The organism is Streptomyces albireticuli, from assembly GCF_002192455.1.
GTDB classification, from domain to species: Bacteria; Actinomycetota; Actinomycetes; order Streptomycetales; family Streptomycetaceae; genus Streptomyces; species Streptomyces albireticuli_B.
The window spans coordinates 1,615,334-1,629,174 of sequence record NZ_CP021744.1 but is presented as its reverse complement, the minus strand read 5'-3'; the positions used below and the strand labels follow the sequence as shown (position 1 = coordinate 1,629,174).

The 13,841-nt window shown below is 72.9% G+C and carries 9 protein-coding genes; 2 read left to right on the top strand and 7 right to left on the bottom strand.

From position 1 onward, the window contains the following. Nucleotides 1-13: 13 nt before the first annotated feature. The 4 genes from SMD11_RS07100 to SMD11_RS07085 form a co-directional block, all read right to left on the bottom strand. A complete protein-coding gene (locus SMD11_RS07100) occupies nt 14-1,474 on the bottom strand; it encodes an NCS2 family permease (RefSeq protein ID WP_087925628.1) in 1,461 nt (486 codons plus the stop codon). A gap of 194 nt (nt 1,475-1,668) precedes the next feature. Continuing rightward, nucleotides 1,669-4,080: a xanthine dehydrogenase subunit D gene (gene pucD, locus SMD11_RS07095; protein ID WP_087925627.1), complete on the bottom strand. Its 2,412-nt coding sequence runs from the start codon at nt 4,078-4,080 to the stop codon at nt 1,669-1,671. Nucleotides 4,081-4,082: 2 nt separating this feature from the next. Beyond that, nucleotides 4,083-4,619 carry a (2Fe-2S)-binding protein gene (locus SMD11_RS07090; protein ID WP_087925626.1) on the bottom strand — a complete coding sequence of 179 codons (537 nt, stop codon included), beginning with the start codon at nt 4,617-4,619 and terminating at the stop codon, nt 4,083-4,085. Next, on the bottom strand, nt 4,610-5,497 hold the full coding sequence (locus SMD11_RS07085; protein WP_087925625.1) for an FAD binding domain-containing protein: 888 nt from the start codon (nt 5,495-5,497) through the stop codon (nt 4,610-4,612). Before SMD11_RS07085 ends, SMD11_RS07090 begins: the two co-directional genes overlap by 10 nt. 256 nt (nt 5,498-5,753) lie before the next feature. Between SMD11_RS07085 and SMD11_RS07080 the strand changes: the two genes are divergently transcribed. Continuing rightward, nucleotides 5,754-7,463: a PucR family transcriptional regulator gene (locus SMD11_RS07080; RefSeq protein WP_087925624.1), complete on the top strand. Its 1,710-nt coding sequence runs from the start codon at nt 5,754-5,756 to the stop codon at nt 7,461-7,463. A 64-nt stretch (nt 7,464-7,527) separates the two neighbouring features. On the opposite strand, the gene SMD11_RS07075 is transcribed toward SMD11_RS07080, so the two are convergent. The 3 genes from SMD11_RS07075 to SMD11_RS07065 all read right to left on the bottom strand — a co-directional run bounded on the left by SMD11_RS07075 (nt 7,528) and on the right by SMD11_RS07065 (nt 10,459). Further along, nucleotides 7,528-8,298, bottom strand: a complete 771-nt coding sequence (locus tag SMD11_RS07075) for a Crp/Fnr family transcriptional regulator (RefSeq protein ID WP_087925623.1) — start codon at nt 8,296-8,298, stop codon at nt 7,528-7,530. Next, entirely contained in the window at nt 8,295-8,543 is a 249-nt protein-coding gene (locus tag SMD11_RS07070) for a hypothetical protein (protein WP_087925622.1), read from the bottom strand. Before SMD11_RS07070 ends, SMD11_RS07075 begins: the two co-directional genes overlap by 4 nt. Nucleotides 8,544-9,460: 917 nt before the next feature. Beyond that, nucleotides 9,461-10,459, bottom strand: a complete 999-nt coding sequence (locus SMD11_RS07065) for an endonuclease/exonuclease/phosphatase family protein (protein WP_234365938.1) — start codon at nt 10,457-10,459, stop codon at nt 9,461-9,463. Nucleotides 10,460-11,059: 600 nt separating this feature from the next. Between SMD11_RS07065 and mgtA the strand changes: the two genes are divergently transcribed. Further along, nucleotides 11,060-13,822: a magnesium-translocating P-type ATPase gene (gene mgtA / locus SMD11_RS07060; protein WP_087925620.1), complete on the top strand. Its 2,763-nt coding sequence runs from the start codon at nt 11,060-11,062 to the stop codon at nt 13,820-13,822. Nucleotides 13,823-13,841 lie beyond the last annotated feature (19 nt).

Below are 13,841 nucleotides of genomic sequence, written 5' to 3'. Positions count from 1 at the left end.
GGGTGACGTGCGATCAGGTGACGCCCAGCCAGTTCTCGATCGGGTGAAGGGCGAAGTAGACGGCGAAGACGGCGGTCAGCAGCCACATGAACACCCCGGGTTCGCGCCACTTCCCCTGGGCGGCCTTGATGGCCGTGAAGGCGATGACGCCCGCGCCGACACCCGGCGTGATGGCGTAGGTGAACGGCATCAGCACCACGGTCAGGAAGACCGGCACCGCCACCGCCCGGTCACCCCAGTCGATGTGCCGGGCGTTGCTCATCATCATCGCACCGATGACCACCAGCGCGGCGGCGGCGACCTCGCCGGGGACGATCCGGGTGAGCGGGGTGAAGAACAGGCACGCGGCGAAGAACGCGCCGGTCACCACCGAGGACAGGCCCGTACGGGCGCCCTCGCCGACCCCGGTCGCGGACTCGATGAAGACGGTCTGGCCCGACGCCCCCGCGACGCCGCCCACCGCACCGCCCGCGCCGTCGACGAACAGCGCCTTGCTCAGCCCCGGCATGCGCCCCCGGGCGTCCGTGAGCCCCGCCTCCGTGCCCACGCCGATGATGGTGGCCATCGCGTCGAAGAACCCGGCCAGCACCAGGGTGAAGACGATCATCCCGACGCCCATGGCGCCGAGCGTGCCCCAGCCGCCGAGGGCGACATGGCCGAAGAGCGAGAAGTCCGGCATCGACACGGCGCTCCCCTTGAGCGCCGGCGCGCCGTTCTGCCAGGTCTTGGGCCCGAGCCGGGCCACCGCGTCGACGACGACGGCGAGCACGGTGCCGGCCACGATGCCGATGAGGATCGCGCCGGGGACGTCCCGGGCCTGGAGCATGAAGATGAGCAGCAGGGTCACGCAGAAGATCAGTACGGGCCAGCCGGCGAGCTCGCCGGCCGTGCCGAGGGTGAGCGGCCCGCCGCCCGTGGAGGCGTGCACGAACCCGGCCTTGACCAGGCCGATCAGGGCGATGAACATGCCGATGCCCATGGTGATGGCGTGCTTGAGCGCCAGCGGGATCGCGTTCATGATCAGCTCGCGCAGCCCGGTGACGGCCAGCACGACGATCACCAGGCCGTACACCACGCACATGCCCATCGCCTGAGGCCACGTCATATGGGGTGCCACCTGCGTGGAGAGGACGCCCGAGACGCCCAGCCCGGCGGCGAGCGCCAGCGGCACCTTGCCGACGAAGCCCATGAGCAGCGTGCAGAACGCCGCGGCGAGCGCGGTGGCGGTGATCAGACCGGCGTGGCCGAGGGTGTGCCCCTCGGCGTCCGGGCCGGACAGGATCAGGGGGTTGAGCAGGAGGATGTAGCACATCGCCATGAAGGTGGTGACGCCGCCGCGCACCTCACGGCCGAGGGTCGAGCCCCTTTCGCTGATGTGGAAGTACCGGTCGAGCCGGGACCGTCCGGCCGGTGGCCGCGGGTCCGCGCCCGCGTCCCGTGCCGTGGTGCCCGGCTCCACGGATGGCTGGGTCATGGCCTGCTCCCATGTTCCGGGGGATGTGGATCGCCGACGACCCGGGGGACGGCCCGAGACGGAAACGGATGGCGCCCCCGCCGGCGGACTCCTCACGACCGGGCCGGCGAACGGACCCGCGGACGGAAGGGCGCACCGCCGGCCGGGGCCGACGAGGTGTCAGGAACGCGCGCCGGAAGCCCGGCGTACGCACCTCAGGTGCCGGTGAGGTGCTCCGGCCGCACCGGCACCCGGGCGAGCGGCAGCCCCGTGGCGGCGCGGATCGCGGCCACGACGGCCGGTGTGGAGGAGAGCGTGGGGGCCTCGCCGACCCCGCGCAGCCCGTACGGGGCGTGCGTGTCGGCCAGTTCGAGGACGTCGATGGGCAGGGTGGGGGTGTCGAGGATGGTGGGGATGAGGTAATCGGTGAAGGAGGGGTTACGGACCTTGGCGGTGACCGGGTCGACGACGATCTCCTCCATCACCGCCAGCCCGAGGCCCTGCGTGGTGCCGCCGTGTATCTGGCCGGCCACCGACAGCGGGTTCAGCGCCTTCCCCACGTCCTGCGCGCAGGCCAGCTCCACGACCTTGACCAGGCCCAGCTCGGTGTCCACCTCGACCACGGCGCGGTGGGCGGCGAAGGAGTACTGCACATGGCCGTCGCCCTGCCCGGTGACCAGGTCGAAGGGCTCGGTGGGGCGGTGCCGCCACTCCAGCTCGACGTCCACGGCCTCGCCTTCCAGGACCTCCGCCAGACCGGCGAGGACCTCGCCGCCGTCGGTGGTCACCTTCCCGCCCTCCAGGAGCAGTTCGGCCGTGGCCCACGCCGGGTGGTACGCACCGAACCGGGCCCGGCCCAGCTCCAGGACCCGCTCCCGGACGGCCTCGCAGGCGTGCCGGACGGCACCCCCGGTCACATACGTCTGCCGGGAGGCGGAGGTCGAGCCGGCCGAGCCGACGCGGGTGTCCGCCGGGCGCAGGGTGACCTGCGTGACCCCCAGCTCCGTACGGGCGATCTGGGCGTGCACGGTGACCCCGCCCTGCCCGACCTCGGCCATCGCCGTGTGCACGGTGGCCACCGGCTGCCCGCCGACGACCTCCAGCCGGACCCGGGCCGTCGAGTAGTCGTCGAAGCCCTCGGAGAAGCCGACGTTCTTGATCCCCACGGCGTAGCCGACGCCGCGCACGACGCCCTCGCCGTGCGTGGTGTTCGACAGCCCGCCGGGCAGCGCGCGCACGTCCGCGCCGCCGCCCGCGCTCTCCCACTGCCGCTCGGGCGGCAGCGGCATCGCCTTGACGCGGCGCAGGAGTTCGGCGACCGGCGCGGGTGAGTCCACGACCTGGCCGGTCGGCATGACCGCGCCCTGGGACATCGCGTTGCGCTGCCGGAACTCCACCGGGTCCAGCTCCAGGGCGGCCGCGAGCCGGTCCATCTGCGCCTCGTAGGCGAAGCACGCCTGGACGGCGCCGAAACCGCGCATCGCCCCGCAGGGCGGGTTGTTGGTGTAGAGCGCGAGGGCCTCGGCGTCCACGGCGCCGACGACGTACGGGCCGGCGGAGAGCGAGGCGGCGTTGCCGACGACGGCCGGGGAGGACGAGGCGTAGGCGCCGCCGTCCAGCACGATGCGGCACGCCACGTGGGTGAGTTCGCCGTCCCTGGTGGCCCCGTGCTCGTAGTGGAGCCGGGCGGGGTGGCGGTGGACGTGGCCGAAGAACGACTCGAAGCGGTTGTAGACCATCTTCACGGGCCGGCCGGTGCGCAGGGCGAGCAGGCAGGCGTGGGCCTGCATGGAGAGGTCCTCGCGGCCGCCGAAGGCGCCGCCGACGCCGGAGAGCGTCATCCGGACCTTGTCCTCGGGCAGGCCGAGGACCGGCGCGAGCTGGCGCAGGTCGGCGTGCAGCCACTGGGTGGCGATGTACAGGTCGACGCCGCCGTCCTCGGCGGGCACCGCGAGGCCGGACTCGGGGCCCAGGAAGGCCTGGTCCTGCATGCCCACCTCGTAGTCACCGGTGACGATCACGTCGGCGCGGGCCCGGGCCGCGGCGATGTCACCGCGGCGCACGGGCTGCCGGTGGACGACGTTGGGGTGCGGGACGTGGGCCGCGTGGCCGTCCGCGCGGTCCGGGTGCAGCACGGGGGCGCCGGGGGCGAGCGCGGACGCCTCGTCGGTGACGACGGGCAGCGGCTCGTAGTCCACCTCGATCCTCGCGGCGGCGCGGCGGGCCGTCTCCGGGTGGTCGGCGGCGACGAGGGCCACCGGCTCGCCGTGGTAGCGGACCACGCCGTCGGCGAGCACGGGGGTGTCCGCGATCTCCAGGCCGTAGCGGGTCGCCGCGGGGAGGTCGGCGTGGGTCAGCACGGCGCGGACGCCCGGCGTCGCGAGCGCCCCGGAGACGTCGACGGAGCGGATCCGGGCGTGGGCGTGCGGGCTGCGCAGCGTGTGGCCCCAGAGCATGTCCTCGTGCCACAGGTCGGAGGCGTACGCGAACTCGCCGGTGACCTTCAGGGTGCCGTCGGGGCGGAGCGTGGACTCGCCGACGCCGCCCGGCGTCCGGCCGGCCCGGCCGGGCCCCGCGTCGGCGGGCAGATCGGTGGGGAGTCCGGTGGGGACGCGTGGGGTGCCCATGGTCAGACCGTCTCTCCCGCACGGGCGGCCGCCAGGCGTACCGCGTCGAGGATCTTCTCGTAGCCCGTACAGCGGCACAGATTGCCGGAGAGGGCCTCGCGGATGTCCGCGTCGGACGGGTCGGGGACGCGCGCCAGCAGATCGTCGGCGGCGACCAGCAGACCGGGGGTGCAGAAGCCGCACTGCACGGCGCCCGCGTCGACGAACGCCCGCTGGACGGGCGAGAGTCCGGCGGCCGGCGGACCGTCATGATCCCGCTCCCCGGCCGGCGGTCCGGCCCCGGCGCGCCCCGCGGCGAGCTCGGCCAGCCCCTCGACGGTCACCACCTCACGGCCCTCGGCCTGGCCCGCGGCGACCAGACAGGCGCAGACGAGCTCGCCGTCGAGACGGACCGTGCAGGAGCCGCACTCGCCCTGCTCGCAGGCGTTCTTCGAGCCCGGCAGGCCCAGCCGCTCCCGCAGGACGTACAGCAGGCTCTCGCCCTCCCAGACGTCGTCGGCCTCCCGCGGGCGGCCGTTGACCGTGACGTTCACGCGCATCGGGTGTTCCTCTCGCTGCCGCGGTAGGCGTCCCAGGCCCAGCCGAGGGTGCGGCGGGCCATGACGCCCACCGCGTGCCGGCGGTACCGGGCGCTGCCGCGCACGTCGTCGATGGGGTTGCAGGCGCCCGCCGCGAGCTCGGCGAACTGCCGCGCGAGGGACGGGGGCAGATCCCGGCCGGAGTCCCAGAAGCCGCCCTCCGCCAGCGCGGCGTCGAGGAACTCCTCGGCCGCGCGGGCCCGCAGCGGGGTGGGCGCGGCCGAGCCGATGCCCGTACGCACCGCCCGCGCCTCCGGATGCAGCGCGAGCCCGAACGCGCAGACCGCGATCACCATGGCGTTGCGCGTGCCGACCTTCGCGAACTGCTGCGGCCCGTCGGCCCGGCGGATGCGGACGGCCCGGATCAGCTCGTCCGGCTCCAGGGCGTTGCGCTTGACGCCGGTGTAGAACCGCTCGACGGGGATGAGCCGGGTGCCGCGCACGGACTCGGCCTCCACCTCGGCGCCCGCCGCCAGCAGCGCCGGGTGGGAGTCGCCGGCCGGGGACGCCGCGCCGAGGTTGCCGCCGACGCTGCCCCGGTTGCGGATCTGCGGCGAGCCGACCGTGTGGGCCGCGAGCGCGAGCCCGGGCAGCGGCCCCCGGAGGTGCTCCATGATCCTGGTGTACGGGACGGACGCGCCGAGGCGGACGTCCCGCTCGCCGGTCTCCCATTCGTACAAATCGCCGATGCGGTTCAGGTCCAGCAGGTACTCCGGACGGCGGTGGTCGAAATTGATCTCCACCATCACGTCCGTGCCACCCGCGAGGGGCACGGCCGAGGGGTGCTCCGCCTTGGCGGCCAGAGCCTCCTCCCAGGTGCCGGGGCGCAGGAACTCCATGGATCTTCTCTTCTCGGTCGGGTCTCACGAGGCGGTCCGTGGGGGGTGTTCCGGCCGGTTCGGGCCCGGCGCCGCATGTCCTGTTCGCGCGGTGTGCTGCCAGTACACCGAGGTGCGAGCACCTGGGTGCAGTCACCGAAACCATGAAGCGGTTGGCTGGCCAGGCCCGCCGTCTTGTAGATTCGAACGAAAGGCGGGGTTCAGAAACCCCACTGCATTCCACTGGTTACAACAAGACAGATCGGCGGCGACCACGATGCGGCTGCGCGCACTCCTGGAGACCGAAGCGCTGGGCCTTCGGCTGCTCGGCGGCGAGGACGAGCTGGACCGCTCCGTGCGCGGCGTGATGACCACCGACCTGCGGGACCCCAGCCGGTACCTCTCCGGCGGCGAGCTGGTGCTCACCGGGCTCGCGTGGCGCCGGGACCCGGAGGACTCCGAGCGGTTCGTCCGGATCCTGACCGCCGCCGGGGTGGCCGGGCTGGCGGCGGGCGAGGCGGAGATGCGCTCGATCCCCGACGACCTGGTGCAGGCGTGCGCCCGGCACCGGCTGCCGCTGTTCTCCGTCGTGGAGGACGTGTCCTTCGCGTCCATCACCGAGCACGTGGTGCGGCAGGTCTCCGGCGAGCGGGCGGGCGACCTGGCGGCCGTCGTCGACCGGCACCGCCGGCTGATGACCTCGGGCCCGGCGGGCGGCGGCCCCGAGGTGGTCCTCGACCTGCTCGGCTCCGACCTGGACCTGCGCGCCTGGGTGCTCTCGCCCACCGGCCGCCCGATCGCCGGCTCCTCGCTCGCGGGCACCGGCCCCGAGCTGCCCGCCGCCGTCTGCGCCACCCTCGCGGGCGAGCACCTGGCCGCGGCCCGCACGGGCCGCCGCGGCCCGCACCGGGTGACCGCCGGCGGCGGCACGTACTCCCTCTTCCCCATCGGGGGCGGCGGCCGGATCGCCTCCCGGGACGTCCGCGAGACCGTCCTGTCCGACTGGCTGCTCGCCGTCGAGGCGGACGCCGGCGACTGGCCCGCCGAGCGGCTCGACCTGCTCGACGGTGTCACCCAGCTGATCGCCGTCGAGCGGGACCGGCGCGACGCCGCCCGCACGGTGCGCCGCCGGCTCGCCCAGGAGGTCCTGGAGCTCGTCCAGTCCGGCGCGGCGCCCGCCGAGATCGCGGCCCGCCTGCGGGTCGCGGCGCCGGTGCTGCTGCCGGGCCTGGGCTCGGCCCCGCACTGGCAGGTCGTGGTGGCCCGCGTCGAGTGGGACGGCGGCGACATCCCCGGCGGCCCGGTGGCCCAGACGCTCCTGGAGGAGATCCTGGTCGACCCGGAGGCCACCGGCCCCGAGCCGTCCGACCGGATCGCCGTCGCCCACACCGGCGACGAGGCGGTCGCGCTCGTACCGCTCCCCGCCGTCCCGTCCCGCCCGGAGGGCCCGGACGAGCCGGCCGACGGCACGGAGGGCGCGCCCGCGGCCCCCGGCCTGCACGCCGACGCGCTCCTCGCCACCGTCCGCGAACCCCTCACCCGGGGCCTCGACGGCGACGGCCGGCTCACGCTCGGCGTCAGCGCCGCCGTGCACTCGGCGGAGGGCCTGCGCGGGGCGCTGGAGGAGGCCCGGCACGCCCGCCGGGTGGCCGCCGCCCGCCCGGGCCGCGTCTGCGCCGCGGGCCACCAGGAGCTCGCCTCGCACGTCCTGCTGCTGCCCTTCGTGCCCGACGACGTCCGCCGCGCCTTCACGGCCCGCCTCCTGGACCCGCTGCGCGACTACGACCGCAGGCACCGCGCCGAGCTCATCCCGACGCTGGAGGCGTTCCTGGACTGCGACGGCTCCTGGACGCGGTGCGCGACGCGGCTGCACCTGCACGTGAACACCCTGCGCTACCGGGTCGGCAGGATCGAGCAGCTGACGGGCCGTGACCTGTCGCGCCTGGAGGACAAGCTGGACTTCTTCCTGGCGCTGCGGATGAGCTGAGCTCCGGTCATCGGAAAGGGCGGGTGGGGGAGACGCTCCGCCGCACCCGCCCCGCCCGCCCTGCCTACCCCTTCTTCCCCTTCTTCACCGTCACCTTCTTCACCGTCCTCGTCTCCGGCCGCTCCGCGATCTCCGCGAGCGCGGCCATGTCCCGCACGACGATCGCCCGGTAGCGGTTGTGGATGACGCCCTCCTCGCGGAGCCGGCCGAGCGCCAGCTCCACCGACGACCGGCCGATCAGCAGCGCGTCCGTGAGGTCGCGCTGGCGCGGCCCCTCGATACGGACGCCCCCGTACGGGCCCTGCTCCCGCACTCCCACCGTGGCGCCCAGGTGGTGCAGCAGCGTGCTGACGCGCGCCAGCGGCGGCCGCTTGAACATGCTGTAGACGCGCTCGTCCATGCGGTTGCGTGTCTCCAGGCTCGTGAGCAGCCTCCGCTCGATCACGACGTGCTGTTTGAGCAGGTCCTGGAGGGCCTCGGCGGGGAAACTGAGGGTCGTGGTGCCGCTCAGGCAGATCGTCGTGGGCCCGGGGGTGTCCGGCTCCACCAGCTTGTGTTCCTCCAGCACCTGCCCGGGCCCCCGGAACCGCAGGATCGAGGTGCCGAAGTGCGTGCGCTGTTGCGACACACAGCCGTCGAGCACGATGTGGACGGTGTTGTCCGGGCCACCGGTCGGCAGTGGCTCGCCCTTGGCGTACGGGCGGGTCTGCCCCAGCTGGATCATCAACGACCGCGACCTCAGCGAAAGCCCGTCCAGGAGGGTGCCCTCGGGCCGGCGGCGGCCCGAGAGCACGTCGGAGACGCGGGAGGGCTCGGGGTTCGGGGAAGGCGTCACGGCCGGCTCCCAGGCGCTTCCCGGCCGGCGGGAACCGGCGCGGGTCCCACCGGGCCCATGGCCGCGGGCGGCGACGCCAGCGCCCGGATGACCGGGGGGAAGGCGCCGATCACCGCGGTGATCGCCAGCAGCACGGCGGCGAGGGCGCGGGGGCGGTTCGAGAGGCGCTTGATCGCGTACGCCCCGAGCGCCGCCATGAGCGCGACAAACGCGACGACGGTGAGGTAGTAGACGGTTTGGTCCACGGCGTGGCTGAGCCTTTCGGTGTGGAATTTTATGGAATTTGGCGGGTCCAGTGCCTCTTGTGACCGGATTGCGGCTCTCGGTGGTTAGGCGAGGTCTGCGATAGCAAGTGGCGTTCCAAACGCTACCCCGATGCGGCTGCGACGGCGAAGATTCCCTGAGGCGAGGGGGAATCCTCACTAATAGGACGATGTGCTCCACGTCACGCGTACGCCGGGGGCGTGAAATTTCAGGCGTGCGCCCCCTGGGGTGGGGTTTTCGGGCCGGTGTTCCCAGGAATTATTTCCGGTTGAATTCGCGGAGCTGTGAATGGGTGAGCGGAATCACCGGCACCCGGTGAAAATATGCGCGAATTCCCGCGCCGGCCCTCGACGGGGCGGAGTGGGGCGGGGGAGCGAGAGCCGGGGGTCAAGGGACCAACCCGGACCCCCGGCCGAGGCAGCCTGGACCCGCCAAGGCTCAGACCGTCGTGCCAGTAAACACCCACCGGCTCCCGCCAATGCCCTACTGGCCGGTTTTCGGTGGCGAGATGTCCTGGTCGCGGGGGATCGTCGCCGGTTCAACGGGATCGGTGTCCACGGCCTCACTTTGAGTAAAATCGGTCATGATCGATCAGCGATTCGCTCCACAAGTGCATGTGGGTGAAAAATGCGATCGAAGTAAAGCCTGAATGGAAGATTGCTGGACGAGTCCCTATCCTCCTCTGGTGGCACGCGGCGACCATCCGTGCGGCAAGTGAGGCGCGCCCGGTGAATGCATTCCCGGACGGTTCCGCGGAAGCCGGAATTAGCCTCCCAGGATCACCGGACGAGGCTCCTGTTTATCCCTCACCCGGTGGCGGGCGCGAGCGCACTCGATTCCGAATCCGTGCATCCGGAAACCGCCCTCCGTGGGCCGCGCGGTTCCGGAATGCCTATCGTCACCCGTGCAGTGCCACGTCCACCACCAGCGCCCGGTGATCCGAGCCCGGCAGGTCCAGAAAGCGCGCCGCCCGCGGCTCCACCGCGGCGCTGACCAGTACGTGGTCGATCTGTACGCCCAGCCGCGGCGCCACCGGCCGGGGCCAGCTCGGGGTGCGGGCCAGGCCCAGCACCGCCGCGCTGTCCCGCACCCCCGTGTCCAGGAGGGCGCGGAAGGCCGCGTGGTCCTGTGAGGCGTTGAAGTCGCCCGCGATCACCATGGCCGTGTCGCCGCGCCCGGCGGCCAGCTCCCGCAGGCGTCCCAGCTCCCCGCGCCACGCCGCCAGCCCGCCCGGCACCGGCGGCATCGGATGCGCCACCTGGAACCGCAGCGGCACCCCCGCCACCCGCACCACCGCCCTCGGCATCGCCAGCGCGCCCGGCACCGCGCCGTCCGGCTCCAGCGGGAACCGGCTGAGGATCGCCGACCCCTCCGCCGCGCCGCCGCCCACGACCAGCCGGTACGGGTAGGCCGCCCGCACTTCCGCCCCGCCGAGGGCGGTGCCGCACGCCGCGGGCGCGCACTCCTGCACGGACACCAGGTCGGGCCGCTCCCGGCGCAGCGTCGCCAGCAGCCCCGGGGTCGCGCCGCCGAACTCCAAGTTGGCGGTGAGCACGCGCAGTCGGGCCGCGACCGGGCCGGTCGCCGGCGCCCCGCCGGCCTCGTACGGGCGCAGGAACCAGCCGGTGACCGCGAGCGCGAGCAGCCCCCACGCGCAGCCCGCCACCCAGCGGGACCCCGCGGCCAGCAGCAGCGCCACCGCCGCCGGGGCCGTCAACCAGGGCAGGAACGCCAGGAGTTGGGGCACCGGTGTGACGCCGTCCGTGTCCAGGGCCCGGCAGGTCAGCGGCACGCTGACCGTGGCCAGCAGCAGGCCCGCGCACCAACGGGCCAGGCGGCCGCGGGGAAGCCCCGCCGCCCGCTCGCGCCGTTCCCCGGTGTTCCGGAATCCGCTCACGCTTTTGACCTTCGTATTACCCGATGATGGGGGGCCGCTTGACGTCATATGGCAAGCTAGGGGCTGAAGGTGCCGCTCCGGCCGCATTTCGCGTGTTTCGCGCGGTGCCTGCGCTGTCCGTACGAGCGAGGAGGTGATCGGGATGACCAGTCGGAGTCCCGAGGGAAGTCCTCGCTTCAGCGTTTCCGCTTCGCTCTGACCCCTCGGTCGTTCCACGCCGGGCCGTCGAGGCGAAGCCGGTCTCTCCAGGCCTTCGGTCCTGGGCCCCTGCGGCCCTTCGACCCCCCTCCGGCCTCGGGCGCTGTCGCGCGCATTTCCCCCTGATCAGGTCTTTTCCGGCCGCCCTCGCGCCCTGACGGGCCCGCCCACAGGCATCCCCCCGTCCCGACGGCGACGACGGCCGTAGCCCGCACAACCGTTCTCGACTTTTCCGTGCCGCCGGCCCGGCCGCCACGCCGTGCCGCCATGCGGTCGCACAGCCCTGCCGCCGCGCCGTCATGTGGCCATGCCGTCATGCCCGTACGGCGTCCCGGCCCCGTGCGCCGCCGTGCCGCGACGCTGCCGCACCCCCGCGCCGCCGGCCCGGAGAGAGGTCCCGCCATGACCGACACCACCCTCACCCCGCAGAAGCTCGCACCGCCGGGCCGTAACCGCCGCGAGAAGAAGGCCGCCGAGCTGGAGACCCGTACCCGCGCGGTCGGGCAGCAGCTGGCCAGGTACAGCGCCCTGCCCGGCAGCCAGGTCCTCCAGGACGTGCGGGCCACCGCCCAGGGCCTGCGGCACGACGACGCGACGGACCGCCTGGAGCGGCTCGGCGCCAACGTCGTCGCCCACGACCGGGGCCCGCGCTGGTACGTCCAGCTGGCCAAGGCCTTCTGGAACCCCTTCATGCTCATCCTGGTCGCGCTGCTCGTGATCATGTACGTGCAGTGGCTCCAGGCCGCCGACGAGGAGCCCTTCGACCCCAAGATCCCGATCATCGGCGGCATGGTGCTGATCGGCGGCCTCCTGCGGTTCTGGCAGGAGTACCGCTCCGGCAGCGCCGCCGCCGCGCTGCGCGCCCTGGTCACCACGACCACGGCCGTCCAGCGCCGCGCCGGGCGCGGCGACCGGCCGACGACGGTCGAGATCCCGATGGACCAGGTCGTCCCCGGTGACATCGTGCGGCTCGCGGCGGGCGACCTCGTCCCCGCCGACCTGCGGCTGCTCACCGCCAAGGACCTCATGATCAGCCAGGCGGCGCTGTCCGGCGAGTCGCTGCCGGTCGCCAAGGCCGACACCCGCACCCACGACTACGGCCAGAGCACCACCACCGACCCCGTCGAGGCCGACAACCTCGCCCTCATGGGCACCAGCGTCACCTCCGGCACCGCCACCGGCGTCGTCGTGGCCACCGGCGGCGGCACCTACTTCGGCTCGATGGCCGGCTCGCTCGTCGGGGAGCGCCCCGAGACCAGCTTCGACACCGGCGTGAAGAAGGTCAGCTTCCTGCTGATCCGCTTCATGCTGGTGATGGTCCCGCTGGTGTTCGCGATCAACGGCTTCACCAAGCACGACTGGGCCGAGGCATTCACCTTCGCCGTCGCGGTCGCCGTCGGGCTCACCCCCGAGATGCTCCCGATGGTGGTCACCACCAACCTCGCGCGCGGCGCCGTCGCGATGTCCCGGCGCAAGGTCGTCGTCAAGCGCCTCAACGCCATCCAGAACCTCGGCGCCATGGACGTGCTGTGCACGGACAAGACCGGGACGCTCACCGAGGACCGCATCGTCCTCGACCGCTACCTCGACGTCCACGGCCAGGAGGACGCCGAGGTCCTCGAATACGCCTACCTCAACAGCCACTTCCAGACCGGGCTGCGCAACCTCATGGACCAGGCGGTCATCGACCGGGTGCTCGAGGCCGAGGAGGTTGTCGTCGACGCGCGGTTCACCAAGGTCGACGAGATCCCCTTCGACTTCGCCCGCCGGCGCATGTCCGTGGTCCTCAGCCGCAACAGCCTCGCCGTGCCGGTCCCCGACGGCGACGGCGACGGGGCCGTGGCCGGGGAGCACGTCCTGATCACCAAGGGAGCGGTCGAGGAGGTCCTCGACCTGTGCGACCACATGACGCACGGCGGGCGGAGGGTGGAGCTCACCCCCGAGCTGCGCCGCGAGGTGACCCGTACGGCCGAGGACAACAACCGGCGGGGCCTGCGCGTGCTGGCCGTGGCGACCCGTACGTTCGCCGCCGACCGCGAGGCGTACACCGTCGCGGACGAGGCGGAGCTGACCCTCATCGGCTTCCTCGCCTTCCTCGACCCGCCGAAGGCGGACGCGGCGGCGGCCCTGACGGCGCTCGCCGACAAGGGGGTGGCCGTCAAGGTCGTCACGGGTGACAACGAGCTGGTCGCGGCGCGCGTCTGCGCCGACGTCGGCATCCACGTCGGCGAGGTCGTCACGGGCGCCGTCGTCGACGGCCTGGACGACGCGGAGCTGCGCGCCCTGGTCCGTACGACCACGGTCTTCGCCAAGACCAACCCCGTGCAGAAGGCCCGCATCGTCCGGGCGCTCCAGGCCGAGGGGCACACCGTCGGCTTCCTCGGCGACGGCATCAACGACGCGGCGGCGCTGCGCGACGCCGACGTCGGCATCTCCGTCGACACGGCCGTCGACATCGCCAAGGAGTCCGCCGACATCATCCTGCTGGAGAAGGACCTGATGGTCCTTGAGCAGGGCGTCGAGCAGGGCCGGACGACCTTCGGCAACACCATCAAGTACATCAAGATGACGGCCAGCTCGAACTTCGGGAACGTCTTCTCGGTCCTGGTGGCCAGCGCCTTCATCCCCTTCCAGCCGATGCTGGCGATCCACCTGCTGGTGCAGAACCTCGCCTACGACATCTCGCAGCTCGCCACGCCCTGGGACCGGATGGACCCGGAGTACCTGCGTAAGCCGCGCACCTGGGACGCCAAGGGCATCGCCCGGTTCATGCTCTTCATCGGCCCGATCAGCTCGGTCTTCGACATCACCACCTTCCTGGTGCTGTGGCACGTCTTCGGGGCGAACAGCGAGGCGCACCAGACGCTGTTCCAGTCCGGCTGGTTCGTCGAGGGCCTGCTGTCCCAGACGCTGATCGTCCACATGATCCGGACCCGGAAGATCCCGTTCATCCAGTCGAGGGCCTCGGTGCCGGTGCTGGTCATGACCGGGTTGGTGATGGCCTTCGGCATCCTGCTGCCGTTCTCGCCGCTGGCGTCGGTGCTCTCGATGGAGCCGCTGCCGATGAGCTACTTCCCGTGGCTGATCGGGATCCTGCTGGCGTACTGCGCGCTCACGCAGGGGGTGAAGTCCTGGTACATCCGCCGGTTCAACACCTGGCTGTGACCGGCCGATAAGAGAGAGC